Below are 23,594 nucleotides of genomic sequence, written 5' to 3'. Positions count from 1 at the left end.
AAATCGGATTGCAGTGCCTGCAGTTTCCCACGCTTCCAGCTGCTGCTCAGGATGCCGTAATGCCGGATCCTTACAAATCTTTTCGGTAAAATATGCATCGAAAACCTCCGGACAAACTCCGTGTTTGCAAGAGTCATTTCCTTTTTTTCGCCGCCTTTGCGGTAATCCTTGTACTCAAAACGGACCTGCTGATCCGTCACTTCTTTTATGCGGTGATTGCTGATGGCGACTTTGTGAGTGTATCTCCCCAAGTACTCGATCACCTGTTTCGGGCCGCCAAAAGGCCGCTTGGCATATACGACCCAGTTCTTGGTGAAGAGTTTCTCCATTAAATCCCGGTCAGTAATTCCACAAGTTCTTAAGGATGCCACAAACTTGGCTCTGAACACTTTGCTCAGCGCTTTTACCGCAAAGAGGTATTTGTTGGTTCTTACTTTCTTTCTCCATTTTCCCTGTATCGTGAGGCCACCACCCGGAACAATGCAGTGCAGATGCGGATGAAGACTCAGGTTTTGTCCCCACGTGTGCAAAACACCAATCATGCCCAGCTGCAGGCCTTCGGTTTTGCCGAACTGGTTCAAAGTGGCCCAGGCGGCCTCAAACAGGATCTTGTAAATAAGTTGGGGCTGGGATATTGCGAGCCCATTCAACTCCTCCGGCAGGGTAAAAACCACATGGTAATAGCTGCAGGGCAAGAGGTCCTGTTCGCGCTTCTGGATCCATTCTTCCCGTTTATGACCCTGGCACTGCGGACAGTGCCGGTTACGGCAGGAGTTGTAACTGATGGAAAGATTTCCGCAACCATCACACGTATCAATATGACCACCCAAGGCAGAAGTCCGGCAGTTGGACAATGCCCGCAATGTCTTTTCCTGATGAACGCTGAAGTTTTGGGATGATAAATTGATTTTGCGAAGAACTTCTGCTACATTCGCACCTTTACTTCGGGCCTGCATTCCTGCTGCATAAAGTAAATACCGTATCCAAAGGACTGTGCGGTTTTTGGTCCGAGAGCTGGCACACATGAAGATATTCCATTGTACTTTCAATACGCTCATGACCCAGAAGTTTCTGCACCATAATGATCGGAACACCGTCTTCCAGCAGATGAGTCGCATAGCTGTGTCGTAGCGTGTGGGTGTGCACCTCTTTGGTGATGCCTGCTTTTTTAGAGATGGTTTTTATTACCCACTGCACGCCACGCTGACTGTAGCGGGAATCGAAATCTTTTCTATTCGGAGCTAAAACATCAATATCTTCGATATTCCTGTTTTGATTGCCATTAAACAGATACTGATTAGGATTCTCAATACTGATAAAGGTTTTCAGTCCACTGATCAAATGTTCCGACAAAGGAACATACCGGTCTTTGCTCCCTTTACCCTGAACAACATGTAACATCTTCCGGTCAAAATCCAGATGCTGAAGTTCGATATTCCTTACTTCCATACACCGCAGTCCACAGCCGTAAATAAGTCCGATGAGCAGTTTATGTTTCAGGAGTTCGGCGGATTGAAGCATACGCCAGATCTCTTCCCGACTCAGGATGACAGGAAGCTTTTTCACTTGTGGAATAGCGGGAAGATGCAGAAAACTATAAGGCAGGCCTTCCGTTTTCAATAAAAAGCGAAGTCCGTAAACGGTGTGTTTAAAGTAAGTTTGGGAAGGAGTTTTGGAGCGTTGCTGCAGTTCAAAAAGATAATCTTTGACCTGTTCGGGATCCAACTCGGTAGGCAGGGTTTTAAAATGCAGTGCCAGGGCTGTCACATGGCGGGAATAATTGTCGAACGTTCTGGGGCTCCTGCCCAAGATCGAAATATTCCTTTCGAAGCGTTGCAGCAGTTCGGCAAAACCACTAACTTCGCTCGAGGCACGGTTCAGAATTTTGTTTACCCTTAACTCCTCCGGAGATTTTTTTTTGTAGCCATTTTATAGATTTTTTTTTGTTTAACCAAAGTTAATAAAACAGCGAAGGGAAAAGCTACCGGAGGTTTAGTTCAACAAGGATTTTGCAATAGTGGGGCGAAACTGCAAAGTTCAACGGCAGTTCTTCGGTTCAAATTTTGTTCAAAATTGAAGATTTGTGCTTCGAATGCCCCACCATCGCAAAGGAGCCCCGAAACGTTCTAGATCAAATAAAGTCTCAAAAAACGATCAATTTTATTATTAGAGAAATCATAGTAAAATTACATGAAAAATCACAGCAACTATTCAATGGAAATATGACTTTTATTTATATATGAGGAATAATGTTCCACACGTAAAATACTACATAAAGTCCGTGAGTCACCGTCAAGATTAACTATAATTCACAATCAATCAAGTGACTTATCTGATGAAAAAGAAATTCTTTAGAATATGAAATATTTTATTAGTTTTATCGCTGAAAATTAACACACTTAGTACTACAAAAAATTCCTCATTTATGAATGTCCAGCAACGTTTTAACAAAGATGGAGTATAACAGGAATATTAATACCAAAATGAACAAAATTTCTTGTGTATTATAATATGAGCATAATCTTAAGTGTCCAATTGTTCTATATATATTTTTATAAATTAAACAAAACTTATGAAATTTAAATTACTATTTACTGCTTTGAGTCTAGGTCTAAGTTTAGCTGCTTACGGCCAAAACATTTCTTTTGAGTCTGCTGAAGGCTACACTTTAGGAGAAATCAACAATCAACAGGGCTGGAGTTATTACGGAACCACTACCCCCAACACAGCAACGATTATTAACACTACCTCTACATTGGGTACAAACTCAGCGAATGTTTTGGGAACAAACAGTTTTGATGATGGCGGAATTAGAAAGAACGTTGTTGGTTTTAATAAAACAGAATTTTCCTTTGACTATAAGATATCCGCTCTTGATGAATCAGACTATTTTATCGCAGTTAGGGATAATTCAAATACAATATTAGCTGCTTTTGTTATCAATTACGAGCAGGGTAATGTGGCGATTTACGACGGTATCATTGATGATGCAATAGAAACCTCTATTGATGTAACCCCTAATACCTGGTACAATTTTAAAATGGTCGTCGATATGACAAATCACTCTGTACAATATTTCCTTAATAACACTTCACTTGGCAGTAAAAATTTCCTGACCACAACTACGGGTTTCCAAGTCATTGATTTTGCTTATGATGATTTCGATTCGGGATTTACAGTTGATAACATCAAAATCCTAAATGCTGATAATCTTTCGACAGCAGAAATTTCTCAAGTTAATCACCTCAATGTATATCCTAATCCCACTACTGATTACTTACATATTCTTACAAAAGAAAATATAGAAGATGTTGAAATTTATGATCTATCCGGAAAATTGGTAATAAGAGATAGGTCAGGAAAAAATGAAATCTCTGTATCATTTTTAAAAACAGCGACGTACATTATAAAAGTAAAAACGAAACAATCAACTTTTAGTGCAAAATTTAGCAAAAAATAACATCTTACTTTGATTTTAAAATCACTCCAAACTCGGAGTGATTTTTTAGCAGTAAAATAATTTGCATGATATTAAAAACTACTCGGGAACGAACTTAAAAATACTATATGCTTAAATTATCCTTTTTAAATGTGTTTTTCTCCATCTTTTTGGTTCCTCTTATGATGCAGTGTGAAGATGGACGCGGTGGTCCCTGTGATACATATACCCGTTATACCATTGAAGATAATCTTTGTGAATTGTTGCCCGGTAAAATTAAATATGATCAAGGCGAGACAGTAAATTTTAAATTTGCAGTCAAGTCAAAACTCTCAATGAGTGGAAAACAAGTTGATATTTATGAGGAAACAAAACTAAACTCCGGCCTGTTGCTAGTCAATTTATCTGAACTCTTCAAGGGCAACACGGTCATTTTTCTAAAGGGTGACAAGGTGGACGACACAAGATTTAAACCGGTTTACAATAATGCTACCGATTCATATGAGCTGGAAATAAGCATCAAATTAAATCGGGTGGGAATTTACTCTTTTGAATCAATGGCAACTTTCCGAGATCTCGGCGAGAATGATTTTAACTGTGCTCTCATTAACGTCACAACAAATATCAAGGACAATAACTTAGATGATGGGAGAACAGAATTTTCGGTTGATTAATCTTTAAAAAAGAACTGCATTTTATAATAAACAAAAGCGTCGTGAAATTTCAGACGCTTTATTATTTGGTGATTAGAATTCTCATTAGATAATGTTACAAAACGACCTTCTAAATGATTTACATAATTCGGATTATATTAAATTCGGATTTACTCTGTCAATTTTAATGAATCAGAACGAAAACAAATGTCACCTTCAGAGTAGCAATTTTTCTCATTTCGGTATTTATTTGTCGGTTTTTTTAACACTTTAAATTTTTAAAAATAAAGATTAAAATTACCATCTTACTTATCTACACTTTTAAAATTTTATTATTAAAGGAAAGTTTAATTGAATTTTTAATTTCGAACGGGCTAAAAATAATAGGCTACGCCCAATCTGTAAACATTTCTTTTGGCATCATAATACGTTAGAATGAGATCATCATACTGTTTAGTAAAGCCTTTAGAAACGGTACCCTCAATAATAAAATGATTTGATATTTTGTAATCTATCCCTAAATCACCACTTATTCCTACTCTTCTCTTAAAATCATATGGCTGACTTATTTCATCGTCTGGAATATAGTTTAATTTTGGACCTGCCAGCAAAGAGAACTTTTTATAAAAATTGTATTTATAATAAAGAGGTAACTCTAAAAAAGTGACTCTATCAGTGTACGAAACCAGAAAACTGGTTTGAATGTATGTTTTTTTTGAAATTTGTTTTTCTAAAGCTATCCCTCCAAATAATTCCCCTCCGTTACTTAGATATCCCGAACGTTCTCCTATTTCATCGATGGCATTTACATTAGAATAGTTCCATCCAGCCTTAATACCAAATTTCAAAGGATAATTTTGAGAATAGCACAGGAAGGATGCAAAGAAGAAGCAAGCACTAAGAAGTAATTTATCGATGCTTTGATATTGCATAAAATATTTCATTTTGATAATAAAAGTTTTCAAAGCTGAAATTTCTAAATACTAATTAAAAAATCAATTATTTAGAAAATATCAGCTTGATTACCTTGTTTTTAATTTTTAAAAGTCATATCCAATTTTAAAACTTAAATCAAATACTGCTTCGGTTACATTGTTATTAGTTGTAAATGCTGTACCAATACCTAATCCTGCTCTAAACTCATAATTAAAGTTATTGGCAAAATTTCTTCTGAATCCATATGTTGGAATCACATTGACTTGGTTTGAAAGACTCACATTGTTAGCATTGGAGATCACAAACCAATCCGGTATGTAACGGATCTGTAATCCGACATAATTAGCAGAATTATTTTTCGTATTTCTTCCATTTTCAGCACGCTTTGAAATATTGTAATAGTATTTTGGCTGTAAAGTAAATGAAGGATAGAATGCAAAGCCCGTTTTTCCATAAAGATCTCCGCCCCAAATCGCAGGAAACAAACTAGCCTCCAGCCGCAAAGTTGTTCTGTTGGCAATCTTTGTCTCATTATAAAAATCTAAACCGAAAAGCCCTATTTGAGCACCGGTAATATTTTTTTCAACATTATTATCTTGTGCCATTCCATAAATAGACAGTAATGCGAATGATATCAAGTAAAGTTGTTTTTTCATAGGTATTATTTTATTTCAGTTTTTAGATTGTATTTTTTCCAACAATAGATCGTAAAGATTCCATTTTCGTAGGATCAAGGCAACAAAACTAAGAAAATAAATCATCAAAAATTTAAATACCTTTATGCTTACTTGCTAAATGTTTGATGAATTTTGTAGATTCAGAATATTGGAAAGTATAAAAAACGATCTATAAAGCGAATCGTATTACCCTTAGAAATCTGACCCTCTAAACACTTAAAAACCATTTTATTGCGTACAATCCTTGTAATATGCTGCATCATTATGAGTATATTTCCTGTCGTGAGTGAATATTCTAATGTTTATAATGTGAAAGTTATTATTGGTATTGACGGGAAAGAGCTTAGTAGATTAGATATTCTATATCAATACAAATCGGGTAAATGGAATCTTCTAAAAGGAAATTAAACATAATCATAAAATCTCAAAAAACGATATTTTTCCATTAGTCAACTATAAGAATCAAACGGTTTACTTCATATTTTCTTTTGAGGCTTTTTGCATTTTTGAAAAAATTATAATTCTGTATAAAAGAGTATTCTCTATTCTATAAATTATCACAGATGAAAGATAAATTTCATAATTCTTAAAAATTTACTTTATATGTTTTATTTTTGTTATTCAAAATCCTCGGCATATTCAGGCACAGAAGGTTTTAAGACATTTAAAAATTACGATGAAATTAACTTTAAATATATTTAAGTTTGTTGGTAAACTTATAGCAGGAATTGTACTACTATTATTATTATTTTTGGGATTGTGCTACCGAATATTTAGCCCTAAGCCCGTTCCACCGGGTGAATTAGTTAATATAAATGGCACCTATATTCATGTAAGAGCAGAAGGTGAAAAGAAATCTTTACCTACTATTATTATTGAGGCTGGCGCTCACAGTAATACCGATATGCTGCATTGGCTGGCAGAAGGATTAAAAAATAATACGAGAGTTTTACGCTATGACCGGGATGGAAAATGGTTTAGCGAATCAAGTAATGATGATCAGAAATCTCCCGAATTTTACGCACATCAGCTTCATGAATTATTAGAAAAAACAGGCGAAAAACCACCTTATATTTTAGTAGGTCACTCAATGGGCGGACCTTACAGCAGAATATTCAGAGATCTTTATCCAAACGAAGTGGCAGGAATCGTTTTCATAGATTCTAGTCACCCAGAACAATGGAAGCGATTGGCTCAAAAAGAATTGGTTCCAAAAGGACAGGCAAAATTTCTAAAAGTAGGATCTGTACTTGCAGACTTAGGTCTGGTAGGTATTTATAATAAAACACTCAGTAAGGCAGTGCATGAAGGTGATGGTTTACCCAAAGAAATACATGAGCGTGCAAGATTACTAACTTCTAATTCTGGAGATGTTTACCGTATGTTTTTAAGAGAGAATAAATTGACCAATCAAGTACTGATGCGAGCAGGTAGGACAAAAAAATTAGATTCATTACCTGTCTTGGTGTTTACTGCTACCGAGCAGTATAAAGATTCTCAAAAACAGAAATACAGAAAAGATGGAATAAGTCCTGAAAAACAAGTTCAGTTATGGTTTGACATGCAAAAAGAGTTAAAAGAACTCTCTACTAAAGGAAAACAGATTATTATCAATGCAAGCCATGGTACGATCATCACAAAGAAAGAAAATGCCGATGTAATAAACAAAGAGATTCTTTCACTATCTGAGAAGATTGGAAATAAAAATTAGATGTACATAATACAGGCCCAGTAAGAAAGATAAATACGGATTATTTAACTTAAAGTTCAAATATCCTCGACCGCAGGCCCTTTTTATAGCGAAAGAATTATCGAAGCTTTTGTGAAAGAAAATGTTAGTGGTTACGATATAATGAAAGGTGGGGATTCTAAAATAGATCTATATTTTTTCTAAAAAAAAGTAAAAAATAAAAAAACTAATGATGTGGTAAAATTGCTATCAAGCAAATATTTTGTAAAGCGATGAACTTTTCGAGATTAAAATTTTTAAGTTCATTACTAAATAAAAAATCTCACAAAACGATACTCTAAATTACATTTGTAAATGATAAAAACTCTTTGAGGCAAGGCATAGAGTTTATTATTCTTTATTTCAGACAAATTAGTACTGTAAAATTTTAATTTATATATCTAAGTATTAAATGCAGTAAGTTTATTTGACCCTATCAACAAGACTTCCCGTGATTTAAGCTTTTCTTACACATACTGCAACCTTATAACTCGATACTGGGAGTAGGAATAAATCATCTATAATAATATGATTAATGATAATTATGTTTATTTTTGTGGCAGGAAAAATTACAGTTGAATAAAATTCCAATAACCAGAATTATACATGTCGGATATCTGAAATATCAAAACAATTTCAACAGTTTCCGTATATTTTTAATTTTAATATTCTCCCTGTGTCATTCTTTTCTTTCTGCCCAGGGTTCTATTGAACATGAGATAAGACAGCAGGTAAGTATTGTAATGGCTAAAGGAGCCATTATTTATTCCACAGAGGAAAATTTCAACAAGCAGATCCTTAACAAGGATATCAGACTTAAAGGTGGTGATTTTTTGTTTAATGTCAGTAAAAAAGATCAAATACTGATTAAATCCACAGCTAGCGCCTCTAGTAAAAAAACGCCGCTAAAGGATCAGTTGCAAAATGCAGTCAAAAAGAAGAAAAAAGACGAACAGGATACGGTTGATAAAAAGATTAGAGCGTTTGAAAAGCAAAAAGAACTTTTTCACAGCCATCAGTTTTATCACCATCCTTCTTCAGGACAGTTTTTGACAGTTTATCAGGTCGCTAAAGATTATATAGTTCCGAATAATCACCACGATAATTTTTCAAAGACAGTTCACAGATATCATAATTTTCTCATAACATCATCTTTAAATTATCTTCATTCTTACAAATATTTTCATTACAATAACAAATCTTTAGATTATTGTTATTCTCAAGTCTATTCTGTAAGACCGCCACCCATAGTATAGAATAAAAAGGCATTTATTTTTTTCACATCTCAACAGACAATCGAGATAATTATTCTAATACTTTTATATGAAAAATAAAATATTTTTAATTCTATTATTAGTAGCTGTTAATTCAACACTAATTTTAGCTCAAAGCGCAGGTAAGTTATATCTGTCATCTGCAGGAACAGGGGTAGGCCGCGTTTATGATATTACGGGTAATACGCCATCAACTGTTCAAACCACATTGCCTGCTTCAATTACATCACCGGCATATTACAATGCAAATAACGGTGCATCTGTAAGTAATTTAGCAATTGGTTACGATACTACAGTCGCAAACCAACCGCTTGTTTTTATTAACTCCAATACTGCGGCAAACAGTCCAATATTAAAAAATGGAACTGCAACAGGACTTACCTTACCTGCTGGTCGTACTATTGGAGGTTTAGGTACCAATAATGTTTTAGGCAACAATTTCGGACAAGTTTTTGGTTTTAGCGGTAAAATCCTATACAGACTGTATCCAACTGTTTCTGCAGCTATTCCCATTACAGGTGATGCAATTTGGAATGCAAATGGTACTGGGGCTGCCGGCAGTCCTGTTTCAACTATTTTTGCAAGTGATACATTTTATGATTATCAGAATAATGTTTACACAATTCTTCAGCATCAGAATGGGACTACTTTTACCAGATATCTTTATAAAATAGCGATTAATGGAGCGGTAACCTCTGCTACAGCTACTCAAGTTGCGCAGATTACCGGACCGGTTGGGGTGAGAAATGCAACTGCAGATACAAGTACAACTACAAATGTTGGAAACATTAGAGGGAGTGCTTACTTGAACGGATTTGTATTTGTATCTTCAGGAAACGGAGATAATTCTGTTTTCATTTACCGTATAAATATTTCTACAGGATTATCGGAATATCTCAGTCAATACGCTTTAACAGGAATAAGCCTCTCAAATATTGACTTGGCATCGGTTGATTATTTTGTACCATTCACATTCAATTGTGGGGGAACAGCATTTCAGGGAGCCACTCCGTATAGGGCAGGGACTTCTTCTACCAGAACATTACGTATTCCTGTTTCAGATATTTATGGACCCGGAAACTATGTTATAAATGTAATTGGAACGGATTTTACAAATCCCGCACAATCAGTTACAGTAACTACGTCAACAACTTTCATTGATGTACCCATTACTTACAACGGGACAGGAGCTGCAGGATCAAGAACTCTTACCGTTGACCTGAATGGAAGTACAACAACATGTACTGTAACAGCGACGATAGAACCAGATACAGATATTGACGGAGTGGAAAACACCGTAGATCTCGATGATGATAATGATGGTATTACAGACTGTACAGAAAATGGTTTGGCTGCCGCATCATTCTTAAACAATTTTACTTTCGTCCCAAATAATAATGCTTCCGGAGTAAGTGCAAATATTGCACAGTTAACTCCGAATGCGGGCACACAAAGTGGTCAATACTGGTCAGTCGGAAAAGTAGATTTTACAAAAAGTTTTTCTTTTACTTTAGATGCATTTGTTGGAGAATTTGATGCGGGGGCTGACGGTCTAGCAGTTGTGTTTCAAAATTCTCCGGCCGGTACAGCCGCTATTGGAGGAGCAGGTATGGGGATGGGTGCAAAAGATATTGCTAACGGATTAGTGCTGGAATTAGATACTTATGATAATGGACCTGGTGTGGGAGATATTACTGCGGATCATGGCCAGATTTGGGATTCTGACAATCAGGGTGCCGGTCTTACAACTTCCGTTGATTTGGGTCAGTTGGAAAACAATGCCTATCATCCTGTGGTAGTTACATGGAATGCAGGTACGCAAACCCTATCATATACGGTTGATGGAATTACTGCGGGAACTCTTACAACTGCTAATTTTGCAAATACTTACTTTGGAGCGACTAAAGTTCGTTTTGGTTTTACAGCTTCAACAGGAGGGTCTACAAACGTACACCGAATAAGAATCAATGATTTCTGCAGTACTCCTATTGAGCTTGATACAGATAACGACGGGATATCGAATCACTTAGATACAGATTCAGACGGCGACAGCTGTCCTGATGCAATCGAAGGCTCAGAAAATGTAACCTATACGATGGTAAATTCTTTGACAGCTCCGACAAATCCAGGACAGATCAATGTAAGATTTAACGGAACAACAGCATACACGCCTTCTCAGATCATCAGTACTGCTACAGCAGCCAATGGTGTTCCTCAGGTTGTGAACAATGGTGCAAATAATAGCAATGCAAGTATTAGTCTTGTTGCAGGTGCAGCAGCTGCAGGTGTCGCAGATAATACAGGTACTTCTCCTGTTGCAGGGGTTGGTCAAGCTATTGGAAATTCCCAAAACTCAGCACTTAATGACTGTAAATGCTACAGAAATCCGACCACAACTTTAGGGACTGATAATGCTACGGTACACGGTATTACAGCATTTAACAGAGCAGGAGCAAATAATACAAACTGGCCAATGATCAGGAATAACGGGTGGACGGCTCTTGAAGCCAATACCAAAGCGTTTGTAATGAATAGAATGCCCGTTGCAACTACTACTGCCGGTGCTGTGATTGCTGGTGAGCCTGTAAATGCAGCGTTGACTGCTCCGGTTATAGCTGTTCCGATAGTTGGGATGACGTTCTATGATACAACCAATAACTGTATGAAAATAAATATAGATGGTACTCGAACGGGATGGAAGTGTTTTAACACGCAGTCTTGTCCTGAAGAAAATTAATTTTTAAAAATTGAAAAAAATGAAACTGATATATTCAATATTTTTAAGCCTTTCATGTGCGGCAATATACTCTGCACAGGTCGCCATAGGAAAAACAACTACACAGACGGGTGTTTCTTTAGAATTCGGAACAGGTAATAAGGGGTTGATATTGCCGTGGGTTTCGGCTGCAGCCAATGTAAGTTTAAATCCGGGAGCCACTGCGAGAGGCGGAGCTCTTATTTTTGACCGAAATGACAGCAGGGTTAAGCTTTCAAGAAATAACGGAACTTGGGTTGACCTTACGGTACGCACCACAGAATTACCTGCGGTAGGAGCAAATGTTGTAGTTACGGCTCCCATCCAGGCAAGTCCGGCTGTTGAGCAGTCCACTGCAAAAGCTCAGATTGGAGGTGTTTTTACGGATAACACTCCAGGAATTCTTGTGTTGGCTGATACCAATAAAGCGATGATTCCGCCTTTGGTGGCAGATCCTGCCAATACGATCAAAAGTCCTGCACCGGGAATGATTGTTTACGACACCGTTAAAAAGCTGTTTTGCGTTTACAACGGAACGGTCTGGTCTTACTGGAGAGCAGATAGCTAAAAGCGGATTAAATATTAAATTTTTACAACAACCACTTCATTATGAAGTGGTTGTTTATTTAAATTAAGCTGGTCCAATAACCCTAGAACTTTCCTAGTAAATTACGGCAATTAGTTACACTTATGTAATTAGTCTCATAAAATGATAATAACCTATGAACCAAAAAAGAATTTTAATTATTTTTCTAATTATTTCTATAATAATTGTATTATGTAATAATGTTTTTTTTAATGATATTTACTTTTGATAAAAATAAGTGTAAAAGTCATTAACTAAGTGTCAATTAAGTTCCACAGCTCAAAATTTTTTTCCATTCACATCAAAATAATTCAATATTTTTGGAGTTTTAAATTTAGATCACATTTTTAATTTTTATGAAAAAATCAATAGCTCTTATAGTTGCAAGTACTCTGTTCTTACAAAACTGCAAAGACGATTGTTATACCGTCCCTGAACCTACAGTTTTTGAATTTGTAAATTCTTCAGGCGAAAATCTGATTCAAAACGGAGTGCTTACCAGTAGCAACATTGTTGTACAGCAGGATAATGGAAATGGAAATTTTGCTGGAATTAATGTGGAAGTTCGTGATGATAAAAAGATTTTATTAAAAAATGTAGGTTTATTTGATGGTACGCGAAATTACAATGTTTATCTAACCTCGGATCCTATAAGAACTTTTAATTTTAAAATATCATCTAATCAACTAACGGGCGATTGTGATGGTTATGAAATTAATGAATTAACTATAGAAAATATACCTTCATCTGTTGATAATGGGTATTATAAAATAGTTGTTGATTAAATCAATTAGGTGAATTTTAATCATACATACTAGTTTTTCTTTTTCAAATATTTAGTTTTAGTGTTAGATGAGATTAAATTAAATCTCAAAAAACGATCAGTTCATTTTTTGAAACAATAAATCTACTGAATAATCTTGAGCAACACTACAAAATTATAGTTTTGTTTGGTTTCATTATTGCTAAGTTAGGATATGAGAAAGATTTTTTTGGTCGAAGACGATAAGGCAATTAGAGAAATTCTAGAGATAGTATTAACTTCGGAAAATTATGACGTACAATCTTTTTCCACTGCCAGTACTTTTAAGCAAAGAAATCTAACAGTAAATCCTGACCTCTACTTATTTGATGTAATGCTTCCTGACGGATCTGGAATTGATCTTTGCACTGAACTTAAAGAGGATTTCAATAACAAAGATGTTCCTGTTATCATTATGAGCGCCCATGCCCAACTGAAACAATTTAATAAAATCTGTCAGCCTGACGATTTCATCTCAAAACCTTTCGATATTGACCATTTACTTGCTAAGATTCAAGAGATTTTAGTTAAAAATTAAAAATCTTCGAAATCAAATTAATAGTTTATTAATTTGATCCCAAAAAGTTTATTACATTCCCATTTAAAAAATTGATAAATTTGCAAAAACTAGATTTTAATGAATATCCTTAAAAGGAATAATGTTACAATAAATGGAAAGGGTGAAAACGTTATTTTCTTTGCTCATGGTTTTGGCTGTGACCAAAATATGTGGCGTTATGTTTCCCCTGCATTTGAGGATCATTATACTACTGTTCTTTTCGATCATGTGGGTGCCGGAAATTCAGATCTTTCCTCTTATTCTTTTAAAAAGTATAGTCAGCTTGAAGGCTATGCAGAAGATATCGTTGAAATTGCAAAAGAACTAAAAATTTCCAACGCAGTTTTTGTCGGACATTCAGTAAGTTCAATAATGGGACTTATTGCCGCAAAAATGGCTCCAGAACTCTTCACAAAGTTAGTTTTAGTGGCACCTTCACCATCATACATCAATGACGAAAATTATGTAGGTGGTTTTAATAGGTCTGAAATTGATGAGCTTCTCGATTCATTAAACGACAACCATTTAGGATGGTCAGCAACAATGGCTCCCTTAGTTATGGGAAATCTTGACCGCAAAGAACTTGGAAAAGAATTAACCAACAGCTTTTGTAAAACCGATCCTGATATTGCTAAGCATTTTGCCCGCACTACTTTTTTAACTGATAAACGGGAGATTCTAGGTGATTTGGATGTTCCTGTTCTTATTCTCCAATGCAGTAATGATGTCATTGCTCCGATAGAAGTTGGACATTATATGCATAAGCAAATGAACGGAAGTAAATTGGTCATTATGAATGCAACAGGACATTGCCCTAATCTCAGTGCGCCCGAAGAAACCATTGAAGCAATAAGAGTTTTTTTAAATGACTAATAGCCAATCGAATAATTTTTCAGAGGATTTTGACGACTTTTTCGAATCTTCATTATGTGGATTTGTGATCGCTGATGGAAACGGGAAAATCACCAGAATCAATATGTGTGTAGCCCGTTGGCTCAACAGCAGTCCCGACCAGCTTACTGGAAAACGTATTTCTGATTTACTTTCAGTAGGTAGCAGAATATATTTTGAAACCCATCTGTGGCCGCTACTTCGCATACAGGGACACTTTGACGAAGTATCAGTTGAACTCACTGATACTGGAAAGGGGAAGTTTCCGGTTTATATCAATGGGTATGAAAGAAGAGACGAAAACAATAAACCTCTTTTTTTACGTTTCACCTTATTTCAGGCAACGGACAGACGTCTTTATGAGGAAAACCTACAGATGGCCAAAAAATTAGCCGAAACAAACTTAAATATTGAACAGCAACAGGCAGTCATTCGTGAACAATTTATTGCAGTACTTGGTCATGATCTTCGAAATCCGCTTGGAGGTATTATGAGTGCAGCTCAACTGCTGACAAGATCTGAATTAAGCGAACGCGACAAAAAGTTAATGAGTATAGTACATTCCAGCTCCAAAAGAATGTATGAAATGATTAACAACATTATGGATTTGGCTCGTGGCAGACTTGGCGGTGGAATTTCAATTAATCCGGTTACTGTTGATTTGGAACAGTTGCTCAATGAAGTAAGCAATGAATTAAAAGTTTCCTGGCCGGAAAGAATTATAGAATCTCATTTTAAAATTAATCATTCAATAGAATGTGATCCGGGGCGCATTTCACAACTGGTTTCCAATCTTCTTGCCAATGCTATAACTCACGGGGCATCTGATACTCCTATCATTCTTGATGCCGAAGCTAATGATGAATTTTGGGAAATTTCAGTCACGAACAGAGGTCAAAAAATACCGGAAGAAGCAATAAAAAACCTTTTTAATCCTTTTCACCGCGAAGGCACTGAATCGAATCAAAATGGTCTTGGACTTGGGTTATATATTTCATCAGAAATAGCAAACGCACATCACGGCTTACTATCTGTTACTTCAGACGAAAATAAAACATGTTTTACGTTTCGTGCTGTATTATAAAATTTTATATTGAGAGAAAGTTTATCAATAGATTCTGCAATATTTTTATAAAATCTCATCTCTTTTTTCATTCTTTACAATAGGGTTTGATGAAATTTGGTGAAATAGTATATTTTCAGATAATAATAAAATCTCAAAAAACGATTAGATTTTAAATTGCTGAATGTTTGGTGTGTTTTTAAAGTAGCAAGTTGCTATTAATCATTTAAATATATTAGTTATAATGATTATATAACTAAAACAATCTCAAAAAAATGATAATTAATTTTTTTACGAAGTATTAGGGATATAAATTGTATTTTAGGATTCATCAATTTAATTCTAAATAAAAATATTATGACTGAATTTACAAATAAATCTTTTGAATACACATATTTGGTGGCTGACTGTGAATATAAAATGAAGGTATTAATTGTATCTGCACCTGAAGATATTGAAATATCTAATATAGATACCGAAGAAGCAAATGGGTTTATCTTTAAAGTAGCTGTCAGCACTGAGCCACAAATTTCTCCAGAATATTTTGAAACGGCAAAACAATATGTTTTTGTCTTTGGCAGGGAAGGTGAGCATCGATTTGGTTATCTTGAAAATGGTAATCTAGTGGAGCCTGTTCAAAATCGCTTTATACAAGTTCTAATGCTAAACATACAGCAAATTCTTATGATTGCTGGGAATGAAGGACACTTTTTTGTCTGAATTTGGAAAAATGTTTTGACGAGTTTCAATGAAGAAGGTACAAACTGATTTAAAAAGATTAACAAATTAAATAGTCTCACAAAACGATGGCTTCTCTGGCTGAATATGAACGAGAGCTAATAAGAGAGAGAACTAACGCAGGATTGCAATCTGCAAGAGCAAGGGGTAGATTGGGAGGCAGGCCTAAGGGCTATAAAAAAGAAACAATTTCCAAATTGTTAGTTATGAGGTCTGTTTATAAAAATCCGACTTTGGCTCCGGAAGAAATTTATAAACCACTAGGCTTGACCAGAGCAACATTTTACAGATATGCTAAAATTCTTAACAATCATACGGATGAAGAAATAAAAGAAATGGGAATTAAAAAATAACTAATTTAAAATAGCTCCTTATATATGATGCATACTTACCGAGAAAGCAGATGTTAATAAAAATAATAAAAATAAATAAAAACGCATATCTTTGATCTAAATCACAACTAGCTGCAGCTAGCTATAAAATTTATAAATATGCCAAATGCTATTAATGTAACTCCTAAAAAATGGAGTAATATAAAAATTTTATTTGATGATGGAATATATTCTGTCATCTTTGGAAAATTTGAAAATACCCCTGATAAAATGGGTAAAAGATGGAATGACAACTACCCTCGACAAGGTTCGAGTGCAACATGGTACGTAGAATATGACAAATTTGTACCATCTACGATTCAAGCATTAATTCAATATTATGAAGCTAATCAGAGCAGAACTTCATCGGAAGATCAATATTTGAACGACTGCAGACAAATAATGAGTAAGCTATGAAAAATAAGCAGTATTTTAATGCTGCTTATTTTTTTGGTAAACTCGGTATTTTATTATCAGGGTAATCTTTGGCTACAAAAATATTTAAGCCATCATACCCAGTATGTTACTTTTAAGTTTGGTGCATATCCAATTTCACGCATAAAAATTGCGTGAACTTCTTCATGTACTTTTTCAATATCAGATTCCCGGGCAACTATGCAGTCGTGAAGCGTAAATAAAGGTATTTTCCTTTTATGTTTGACATTTATTTCACGAGCTATAATCTTTAACATAAAATAAGACTCTATTTGAAATAAGAGATAAGATAATCTTTTATGTACATGTGTGGTCTTTACTCCTTTTACCTTCATACTTTTAAATGCTTTTACAAATTTGTGTATAGTTGGAAATTCTTCAGAAAATATTGCTTGTTCTTGTTGATACTGAGAATTTTTTGCAAAAAGCATTGAAAGAAGCTTTCCCTTACTGTATTTTCTTAAGTCTATAATATCTCCATCAAAAGCTTTCTCATTTCTATTTTCATAGTCGGTTGCAAAGCCAGGCATATTTAAAAACTTAAACATAAAGTGATCATATACTTTATCATTTAATACAAGCTCCTTGAAATCCGCAACCTCTTTGCTAGAAAGGGATACAGAAGATTTTACTAACATATAAAGGGATTGTATGGCTGGGTTATTGATCTGGGATTGTACTGGTTTAGTTGTAGAAAGAGATAAAGAAGCCGAATTTACCGTTAAATCGAGCAAATATGATAGAAAAAAAGGGATTGAAGCCGATAAATCTACTTCTGCTAAACTTTCGTTGTCATATTTTAAGTGCTTTCTACATATCTTAGGAAAAGTAGTTATAGCGGTATGTAATCTGCCGTCTGTATTAGGTTTATGATAAAATGGGAAATATCCGTTTTTAAAGTCTACTACTTTTAATACGTTTGAAAGATATTTTTTATAGTTTCCAGTACTCTTGTAATCAACATAGATGTCTATTAAAGCAGATTGATGGTCAAGCTCAAACAATTTCAAATCAAAATAACCCCGTAGAAAATCAATTTTTTTCCTAACCTGATTATGTATAGTAACTTTTGTATTTTTCTGTATTTTTTTTACAAGCGCCTTCTCCCTAATGCTTATTATTTTCATCTGACCATCTCCCCAGTAATATTTTGGCAATCGATAAGAATAGGACCGGCCGGCTTCATAATTCATTCGATGTAACATTGGTCCTTCACCGTGAAAGCTCTCGTATAGATAATCTAAATGCTGTTTTGATCTCCTGTACAATCTCTGCATCAAAGTAGAAGCCCTTGGAATAAAATAATTAATTATTGCATTAATATCAGTGTTTTCATTTGTATTTTTTTTGAAGGATTCTCTGATTAACTCTGCTAAAAAGTAGTAGCAATAATCTTTACTGAATGCAAAATCTGGAGAGAATTTGGATAGTCTCTGCTCTAGATTTAGTGATGTTGGTATTGCTATGTAGTATTCTTCCATAATTTTTTTATGAAAAATACTAATTTCTGAAAACTAAAAAAAAAGATTTTATTATTTTTAATATTACCAAATTGGTAATATTTTTGTATATTTGTTTATGAGAATTATAGCTGTCAAAACGTTAAAATCATATATCGAAAAATTTTCAAAGTCGGAACAGCCTTTGTTAGCTTGGTACGATGAATGTTTAGCAGCCGAATGGAACAATCCAAATGAATTGAAAGTTCAGTATGGTAATGCATCTATAATTAACAGTAAGAGAGTGGTTTTTAATATCCATGGTAACACTTATCGACTTATTGTAGATATTGAGTATCGACTAAAAGTAGTATTTATCGTTTGGTTTGGTACTCATACAGAATATGATAAAATTGACGCTGAAAAAATTGAATATGTTAAAACTGATTAAAACTGAAGAACAATACGAAAGCTATTTAGAGAGAATTTATACCTTAATGCAAACAGATTTACAAGTTGACTCTAAAGAATCTGATGAACTGGAAATTCTTTCAATTTTAGTTAAAGGCTATGAAGAAGTAAATTATCCAATTGATAAACCGAATCCAATAGAAGCTATTAAATTTCGTTTAGATCAAATGGGTAAGGGAGAAGCATTTTTAAGTAAGATTCTAGGTGCTTCAAGAAAATCTGAGATATTATCTGGCAAGAGAAAATTAAACCTACCGCAAATAAGGAAATTAAGTCATGAATTACATATTTCAGCAGATGTACTAGTACAAGAATATTAGATAACCATCAACTCTACTGTAATTAGTAGAGTTTTTTAATAATTATAAATAGTCTGTTGGCTCTGATGAAATACATAAAACAAGCTATATTAAAATGAATTTAGCAGAATATATATTCTACTACAGCAAATAGATGAGCCTTTGATCCATATGAGATCTAAACCACTGTAAAACATATATTTAATTTTAAAAAAATCGTTTTGGATACACCTAAATATTTTAATTTTCCGATAACTCTTCTTAAGGGATTTCTAACAGATAGTAAAGCTTGTCTAGACAATGTTTCCTACTATTCACTATATCAGCATTCTATTAGCTTAGACCTTGGTGGAGAACTCGATAAATTCAAGTCTAGTGCATCATTTTATGAGATAAATTTACTTGACACGGAACTGGCATTTAGAGAAGGGCGTCGTTTATATGAAAATTCCCATAACGCCCCAAAGTGCGGCTTGAACCTAGATGTTTTTTTGGAATACCGAGATAATGAAAAATCAGAGTTTGAAAAAGTGACTTTGTTAGGCTTTTTAGCGATTAAAAGCATTTTAGGCAAAAAGACATATAGTAAAGTTGATAATAAATATTGGCTATCTAGAATGAGCGGAGAGTCTAAATCCAAGGAAATATCAGACTTAGACCCTAAGATCCAAAAATATAGCAACGAATATCAAACAAAAAAAATTAAAACTGAACTAAAACATAACTGGAGTTTAAAGACTTATAGTAGATATACACGAGGCTTCTACGTAAGTTTTAAGCTAGATTTAGAAGCTCTAATTTTTGAAGCTGAGAAAAAGCGTAAGACAGTGAAAGAAAAGCAAAGCAAGTTGGAGGAGAAGGCAATATTAGAAAAAGTGTTATCCAGATTAAATAAAATGATTTAGTTTATATTTTTAATTGATTATTTTATTATAACGACCTATATAAATATATTTTAATTAGATATTATAAAAATATATTGAAATAAAATATTTTATTATGTAGATTGGAAAAATTGTCGTATCTTTGTATAACAAAGAAAAAAATTATGAATAAAAAACAATCATCAGACGGCTTGTCTAAAATTGCCTCAGAAACTTTAAAAAATGCTAATGCATCTGATATTTCAAAAAGTTTAGCGGGATCGGTATTATCACAGTCGCATACTAACAACCAGACGAGTGGAAATATGGAAAGTGTTGCGTCAAAAGTTTTACAAAGTAATAAGTACAGCGAATTAACAAAGTCATTAGCTGCTTCTGTTTTGTCTCAGTCTAATGGTAAAAAATAATTAAAATATTAAAATTTCAACTTGAAATACGAATACTTTGAGTTGATAAAAGACAGAAGTCCTAACCTCTGACCGATAGGACTTCTGTAAACACTAGATGTAAAGTGGTTTTGTTAGAATGCAAACCACTTTTTGTGATACAAAAGTACTATAATATTTCTTTTTCACAAATTCGATTTCATTCTCGGGAATAATAGCTCCGCAAGCTGTTAAAATTAAACTTCATGCAGATGGAGCAATACTGCTATATATGACATAGGAGGTGCCTCAGAATGTATAATCAAATTTATAAAATCAATGTTAGTAGAAATTCAGAAAACTCAGTTTGAAGATTTGTTGAATAAATTATCAACAAATTTAAGTATTACCAGAACTCAGCATGAAGCAGCAGTGCAAAGTTACAAAGCTGTAGGTAAGTATTTGTCGTCGGAATCTTCACCTCTTGCAGATTATGAACCTTATGTAAAACCACAAGGTTCTTTTATTATTGGAACAACAATTCAATCTATTGAAGAAGACGGAGACATTGACTTAGATGTTGTTTGTGAGTTCAAAAGGAAAAAGATTAATTGGACACAATATCACTTGAAAAAGGCTGTGGGAGATCATTTGAAGGCTCATGGAACCTATGCGAATTTGTTGGATAAAGAGGGAAGAAGGTGCTGGACCCTGAAATATCGTGAAGAGGGTTTGGCCAATCAAAGGTATCATATGGATATTCTGCCAGCAGTAGTTGCTAATGGATATTCATTACTTCTTGAAAGCGCCTTCAATAATTTGACAAATGAAAATTACCAAGAGCTTCAGATTAGTATTACCGACAAAGAAAAAAGCAATTATTTTGTATCAACATTTCCTGAAGAGTGGTTGCAAAGTAATCCGTATGGCTACGCAAAATGGTTTATGAAAAGGGCTCTGTTAGTCGGTAATCAGTTCAAAAATTTATATTCCTTAAATGAGTCGGTAAAACCAACTCCGGATTACCAAGAAGAAAGGTTGCCGTTACAGAGGGTTGTACAACTTCTCAAAAGGCACAGAGATGTTTATTTTTCTAAGGAGCAAAATGATGATATTAGAAAACAAAAACCGATCTCTTGTATTATCACAACCTTAGCGGCAAGAGCATATAGAGGTGAATCTAATTTACTCGATGCCATGTGGGGTATAATCAATGGTATGAGTGATGAAATAGAATTCAAATACATACCTGAGTACGGAAAAGAAGTAGAATGGATATCTAATCCTGTAAATATTGCGGAAAATTTTGCAGATAGATGGAATGATGATAATTCTTACCGTCGAGACAATTTTTATCGTTGGTTAGAGCAGTTAAAAATAGATCTCCGCGATGCTGAGAATAAAACAGGTTTACAGAATATTTCAGAATCACTATCTTCTTCATTTGGGAAAAGACCGGTGCAAGATGCGTTTAATCAACTTGGAAATGAAATGAGAATATTGACCGAAGAAAATAAAAATACTATCAGCAGATCACTTGGTATAATTGGAATGGCTACAAAAGAGGTTAATGATATTACTAAAGTTAAACCTCATGATTTTTATGGATTGGATTAAACCGAGAAAACTGTCAGTTATAGAACAATTTGTTTCTTTAAAAAGATTATATCATGCAGAAGACTCAAAACTAGGAGCAAAAAGTTTTATATGGATAGGTTATTTGAAATCATCACCATTAGGAAATTCTTATAAAATAAAAATTATATTCGACAAAGATAATGGGCCTGATGTATTTGTAATTGATCCTGTCAAATTGCCTCTTGCTGAAGGAAAAACAAAATTAGAGCATGTTTATGATCAGCAGAAGCAAAGGCTTTGTCTTTACTATTTTGATGATAGAGGATGGAATAAAACGAAGTTGTTATCAAACACTATAATTCCATGGACCATAGAATGGTTATATCATTATGAAATTTGGTTAATAACAGGTGAGTGGCTTGGTGGGGGGAAACATCCAATCAAGAAAAAGTAAAGTTTAATTTGCAGAAGAAAAAGGTTAATTCAAATAATTATTTATAAAATATGAGTACAACATCTATCAATGCTAAAAATAAATATATGCTTTGGGCAATCTCTGGTGGGCGGTGCCAATATAGAGGATGTAATGAAATATTGCATACGGACATTTTAACAAAAAGAAACTTTAATAAATCTTATATAGCCCATATAGTAGCCGATGTGCCAGGAGGTCCAAGAGGTTGTGCTACAAGATCACCACTATTAGCAGATGATATCAAAAATTTAATGTTGTTATGCGATGCGCACCATAGGTTAATTGATAAGGATGATGTCAATGGTAATCCAGAAAGTTTACTTTTAGAAATGAAAGCAGAACATGAAAATCGTATTGCAAATGCCTGCAATATATCACCGGATAAGCAAAGCCATATTGTTACATTAAATTCAAATATTGGAACTCATACGCCCAATATCCATTATAGCATCATTAGTCAATCCCTATTGCCAGATTATTATCCAGCAGTTGCTTCTAATATAGATCTGGGTACCGTAAATACATTAAATAAAGATTGCGATACCAACTTTTGGAATATTGAGGAAGCAAATCTTCAGCAGAGATTTGATCGATTATTATTTCCCTTATTAAATAGCGGTGAAATAAAACACATATCTTTATTTGGTTTTGGTCCGATACCTATATTAATAAAATTAGGCACCCTATTAAATGATATTACTTCTGTAGACGTTCGTCAGAAACGAAGAAGTCCGGATACATGGAATTTTGATGATGATATAGAAACAATTTACAATTTTCCACCGACATCCAATGTAAAAAGGCAGGTTGCACTAAAAATAGAGCTTAGTGATAATATTGCTGATGAAAGAATTACCAGTATATTAAGTGATGATGTTTCAATATATAGTTTAAACATAGACCACCCAAACAATGATTTTGTAAAATCTAGAAAACAAATTATTGACTTTGGTAACAAGATGAAAGAAGCTTTTAGAGAAATAAAAAGAACTCATGGGCAAGATACCGTTTTAAATATATTTCCAGCTATGCCAATTTCATTAGCTGTGCAATTAGGAAGAGTTTGGATGCCTAAAGCAGATTTATCGATGAAAATATTTGATCAAAATTTAGCATTAGGAGGCTTTGTTGAAGCTCTTGAAATCAAACATTGTTAAAATATAACGACATTTTAT

25 protein-coding genes are annotated in these 23,594 nt (G+C 34.1%); 20 read left to right on the top strand and 5 right to left on the bottom strand.

The window, feature by feature from the left end:
- Together IW16_RS25285 and IW16_RS25280 are read right to left on the bottom strand one after the other, a co-directional pair.
- Positions 1-956, bottom strand: a 956-nt coding sequence (locus IW16_RS25285) for an IS91 family transposase (RefSeq protein ID WP_034751629.1), incomplete at its 3' end; no start/stop codon positions are given.
- Positions 940-1,809 carry a tyrosine-type recombinase/integrase gene (locus IW16_RS25280; protein WP_228377001.1) on the bottom strand — a complete coding sequence of 290 codons (870 nt, stop codon included), beginning with the start codon at positions 1,807-1,809 and terminating at the stop codon, positions 940-942. The genes IW16_RS25280 and IW16_RS25285, both read right to left, overlap by 17 nt.
- A gap of 763 nt (positions 1,810-2,572) precedes the next feature.
- On the opposite strand from IW16_RS25280, the gene IW16_RS25275 reads away from it, so the two are divergent.
- Both IW16_RS25275 and IW16_RS25270 read left to right on the top strand, forming a co-directional pair.
- The gene (locus tag IW16_RS25275; RefSeq protein WP_034751596.1) at positions 2,573-3,460 is read left to right on the top strand and encodes a T9SS type A sorting domain-containing protein; all 888 of its coding nucleotides are present in this window, start codon (positions 2,573-2,575) and stop codon (positions 3,458-3,460) included.
- A gap of 107 nt (positions 3,461-3,567) precedes the next feature.
- The gene (locus tag IW16_RS25270) at positions 3,568-4,113 is read left to right on the top strand and encodes a hypothetical protein (protein ID WP_123873363.1); all 546 of its coding nucleotides are present in this window, start codon (positions 3,568-3,570) and stop codon (positions 4,111-4,113) included.
- 353 nt (positions 4,114-4,466) lie between these two features.
- Here IW16_RS25270 and IW16_RS25265 read toward each other — a convergent pair whose 3' ends face one another.
- The gene (locus IW16_RS25265; RefSeq protein WP_165572042.1) at positions 4,467-5,024 is read right to left on the bottom strand and encodes a porin family protein; all 558 of its coding nucleotides are present in this window, start codon (positions 5,022-5,024) and stop codon (positions 4,467-4,469) included.
- Positions 5,025-5,132: 108 nt separating this feature from the next.
- Positions 5,133-5,684, bottom strand: a complete 552-nt coding sequence (locus IW16_RS25260) for a hypothetical protein (protein ID WP_034751588.1) — start codon at positions 5,682-5,684, stop codon at positions 5,133-5,135.
- A 697-nt stretch (positions 5,685-6,381) separates the two neighbouring features.
- On the opposite strand from IW16_RS25260, the gene IW16_RS25255 reads away from it, so the two are divergent.
- From IW16_RS25255 to IW16_RS25205, 11 genes are all read left to right on the top strand, one after another.
- Entirely contained in the window at positions 6,382-7,416 is a 1,035-nt protein-coding gene (locus tag IW16_RS25255; protein WP_034751587.1) for an alpha/beta fold hydrolase, read from the top strand.
- A 593-nt stretch (positions 7,417-8,009) separates the two neighbouring features.
- On the top strand, positions 8,010-8,690 hold the full coding sequence (locus tag IW16_RS25250; RefSeq protein ID WP_131328000.1) for a hypothetical protein: 681 nt from the start codon (positions 8,010-8,012) through the stop codon (positions 8,688-8,690).
- A 67-nt stretch (positions 8,691-8,757) separates the two neighbouring features.
- Positions 8,758-11,445, top strand: a complete 2,688-nt coding sequence (locus IW16_RS25245) for an L-type lectin-domain containing protein (RefSeq protein WP_034751580.1) — start codon at positions 8,758-8,760, stop codon at positions 11,443-11,445.
- A 19-nt stretch (positions 11,446-11,464) separates the two neighbouring features.
- Positions 11,465-12,031, top strand: coding sequence for a hypothetical protein (locus IW16_RS25240; protein WP_034751576.1), 567 nt, complete (start codon positions 11,465-11,467; stop codon positions 12,029-12,031).
- Between the two features lie 374 nt (positions 12,032-12,405).
- Entirely contained in the window at positions 12,406-12,834 is a 429-nt protein-coding gene (locus IW16_RS25235) for a hypothetical protein (protein WP_034751574.1), read from the top strand.
- Positions 12,835-13,026: 192 nt separating this feature from the next.
- Positions 13,027-13,389, top strand: coding sequence for a response regulator transcription factor (locus tag IW16_RS25230; protein ID WP_034751572.1), 363 nt, complete (start codon positions 13,027-13,029; stop codon positions 13,387-13,389).
- Between the two features lie 99 nt (positions 13,390-13,488).
- Positions 13,489-14,283 carry an alpha/beta fold hydrolase gene (locus tag IW16_RS25225; RefSeq protein WP_034751569.1) on the top strand — a complete coding sequence of 265 codons (795 nt, stop codon included), beginning with the start codon at positions 13,489-13,491 and terminating at the stop codon, positions 14,281-14,283.
- Positions 14,276-15,385, top strand: a complete 1,110-nt coding sequence (locus tag IW16_RS25220) for a PAS domain-containing sensor histidine kinase (RefSeq protein ID WP_034751566.1) — start codon at positions 14,276-14,278, stop codon at positions 15,383-15,385. The genes IW16_RS25225 and IW16_RS25220 overlap by 8 nt, the downstream gene beginning before the upstream one ends.
- A 336-nt stretch (positions 15,386-15,721) precedes the next feature.
- Positions 15,722-16,084: a hypothetical protein gene (locus IW16_RS25215; RefSeq protein ID WP_034751565.1), complete on the top strand. Its 363-nt coding sequence runs from the start codon at positions 15,722-15,724 to the stop codon at positions 16,082-16,084.
- 86 nt (positions 16,085-16,170) lie between these two features.
- Positions 16,171-16,455 carry a recombinase family protein gene (locus IW16_RS27290; RefSeq protein WP_084694622.1) on the top strand — a complete coding sequence of 95 codons (285 nt, stop codon included), beginning with the start codon at positions 16,171-16,173 and terminating at the stop codon, positions 16,453-16,455.
- Between the two features lie 138 nt (positions 16,456-16,593).
- Positions 16,594-16,890 carry a hypothetical protein gene (locus tag IW16_RS25205; RefSeq protein WP_034751562.1) on the top strand — a complete coding sequence of 99 codons (297 nt, stop codon included), beginning with the start codon at positions 16,594-16,596 and terminating at the stop codon, positions 16,888-16,890.
- A 92-nt stretch (positions 16,891-16,982) separates the two neighbouring features.
- Here the strand turns inward: IW16_RS25205 and IW16_RS25200 are convergent, their stop codons facing one another.
- Positions 16,983-18,389, bottom strand: a complete 1,407-nt coding sequence (locus IW16_RS25200) for a hypothetical protein (RefSeq protein WP_034751560.1) — start codon at positions 18,387-18,389, stop codon at positions 16,983-16,985.
- A 97-nt stretch (positions 18,390-18,486) separates the two neighbouring features.
- On the opposite strand from IW16_RS25200, the gene IW16_RS25195 reads away from it, so the two are divergent.
- The 7 genes from IW16_RS25195 (at position 18,487) to IW16_RS25165 (ending at position 23,576) form a co-directional block, all read left to right on the top strand.
- The gene (locus IW16_RS25195) at positions 18,487-18,798 is read left to right on the top strand and encodes a type II toxin-antitoxin system HigB family toxin (protein WP_034751558.1); all 312 of its coding nucleotides are present in this window, start codon (positions 18,487-18,489) and stop codon (positions 18,796-18,798) included.
- Positions 18,782-19,138: a helix-turn-helix domain-containing protein gene (locus tag IW16_RS25190; RefSeq protein WP_034751556.1), complete on the top strand. Its 357-nt coding sequence runs from the start codon at positions 18,782-18,784 to the stop codon at positions 19,136-19,138. The genes IW16_RS25195 and IW16_RS25190 overlap by 17 nt, the downstream gene beginning before the upstream one ends.
- A gap of 200 nt (positions 19,139-19,338) precedes the next feature.
- A complete protein-coding gene (locus tag IW16_RS25185; protein WP_034751554.1) occupies positions 19,339-20,022 on the top strand; it encodes a hypothetical protein in 684 nt (227 codons plus the stop codon).
- 143 nt (positions 20,023-20,165) lie between these two features.
- Positions 20,166-20,408, top strand: coding sequence for a hypothetical protein (locus tag IW16_RS25180; protein WP_034751552.1), 243 nt, complete (start codon positions 20,166-20,168; stop codon positions 20,406-20,408).
- Positions 20,409-20,705: 297 nt separating this feature from the next.
- Positions 20,706-21,983: a nucleotidyltransferase domain-containing protein gene (locus IW16_RS25175; protein WP_034751550.1), complete on the top strand. Its 1,278-nt coding sequence runs from the start codon at positions 20,706-20,708 to the stop codon at positions 21,981-21,983.
- On the top strand, positions 21,970-22,398 hold the full coding sequence (locus IW16_RS25170) for a hypothetical protein (protein WP_228377000.1): 429 nt from the start codon (positions 21,970-21,972) through the stop codon (positions 22,396-22,398). The genes IW16_RS25175 and IW16_RS25170 overlap by 14 nt, the downstream gene beginning before the upstream one ends.
- Before the next feature lie 50 nt (positions 22,399-22,448).
- The gene (locus IW16_RS25165; protein ID WP_034751547.1) at positions 22,449-23,576 is read left to right on the top strand and encodes an SAVED domain-containing protein; all 1,128 of its coding nucleotides are present in this window, start codon (positions 22,449-22,451) and stop codon (positions 23,574-23,576) included.
- Positions 23,577-23,594 lie beyond the last annotated feature (18 nt).

The organism is Chryseobacterium vrystaatense (assembly GCF_000737765.1).
Classification (GTDB): domain Bacteria; phylum Bacteroidota; class Bacteroidia; order Flavobacteriales; family Weeksellaceae; genus Chryseobacterium; species Chryseobacterium vrystaatense.
The sequence above is the reverse complement of the archived record's forward strand: the minus strand, read 5'-3'. Positions and strand labels throughout refer to the sequence as shown.

Bases quoted from the DNA above. Each gene is read 5' to 3' on its own strand.
- IW16_RS25275 (WP_034751596.1), top strand. From the start codon at position 2,573: ATGAAATTTAAATTACTATTTACTGCTTTGAGTCTAGGTCTAAGTTTA.
- IW16_RS25270 (WP_123873363.1), top strand. From the start codon at position 3,568: ATGCTTAAATTATCCTTTTTAAATGTGTTTTTCTCCATCTTTTTGGTT.
- IW16_RS25265 (WP_165572042.1), bottom strand. From the start codon at position 5,024: ATGCAATATCAAAGCATCGATAAATTACTTCTTAGTGCTTGCTTCTTC.
- IW16_RS25260 (WP_034751588.1), bottom strand. From the start codon at position 5,684: ATGAAAAAACAACTTTACTTGATATCATTCGCATTACTGTCTATTTAT.
- IW16_RS25255 (WP_034751587.1), top strand. From the start codon at position 6,382: ATGAAATTAACTTTAAATATATTTAAGTTTGTTGGTAAACTTATAGCA.
- IW16_RS25245 (WP_034751580.1), top strand. From the start codon at position 8,758: ATGAAAAATAAAATATTTTTAATTCTATTATTAGTAGCTGTTAATTCA.
- IW16_RS25240 (WP_034751576.1), top strand. From the start codon at position 11,465: ATGAAACTGATATATTCAATATTTTTAAGCCTTTCATGTGCGGCAATA.
- IW16_RS25235 (WP_034751574.1), top strand. From the start codon at position 12,406: ATGAAAAAATCAATAGCTCTTATAGTTGCAAGTACTCTGTTCTTACAA.
- IW16_RS25230 (WP_034751572.1), top strand. From the start codon at position 13,027: ATGAGAAAGATTTTTTTGGTCGAAGACGATAAGGCAATTAGAGAAATT.
- IW16_RS25225 (WP_034751569.1), top strand. From the start codon at position 13,489: ATGAATATCCTTAAAAGGAATAATGTTACAATAAATGGAAAGGGTGAA.
- IW16_RS25220 (WP_034751566.1), top strand. From the start codon at position 14,276: ATGACTAATAGCCAATCGAATAATTTTTCAGAGGATTTTGACGACTTT.
- IW16_RS25215 (WP_034751565.1), top strand. From the start codon at position 15,722: ATGACTGAATTTACAAATAAATCTTTTGAATACACATATTTGGTGGCT.
- IW16_RS27290 (WP_084694622.1), top strand. From the start codon at position 16,171: ATGGCTTCTCTGGCTGAATATGAACGAGAGCTAATAAGAGAGAGAACT.
- IW16_RS25205 (WP_034751562.1), top strand. From the start codon at position 16,594: ATGCCAAATGCTATTAATGTAACTCCTAAAAAATGGAGTAATATAAAA.
- IW16_RS25200 (WP_034751560.1), bottom strand. From the start codon at position 18,389: ATGGAAGAATACTACATAGCAATACCAACATCACTAAATCTAGAGCAG.
- IW16_RS25195 (WP_034751558.1), top strand. From the start codon at position 18,487: ATGAGAATTATAGCTGTCAAAACGTTAAAATCATATATCGAAAAATTT.
- IW16_RS25190 (WP_034751556.1), top strand. From the start codon at position 18,782: ATGTTAAAACTGATTAAAACTGAAGAACAATACGAAAGCTATTTAGAG.
- IW16_RS25180 (WP_034751552.1), top strand. From the start codon at position 20,166: ATGAATAAAAAACAATCATCAGACGGCTTGTCTAAAATTGCCTCAGAA.
- IW16_RS25175 (WP_034751550.1), top strand. From the start codon at position 20,706: ATGTTAGTAGAAATTCAGAAAACTCAGTTTGAAGATTTGTTGAATAAA.
- IW16_RS25170 (WP_228377000.1), top strand. From the start codon at position 21,970: ATGGATTGGATTAAACCGAGAAAACTGTCAGTTATAGAACAATTTGTT.
- IW16_RS25165 (WP_034751547.1), top strand. From the start codon at position 22,449: ATGAGTACAACATCTATCAATGCTAAAAATAAATATATGCTTTGGGCA.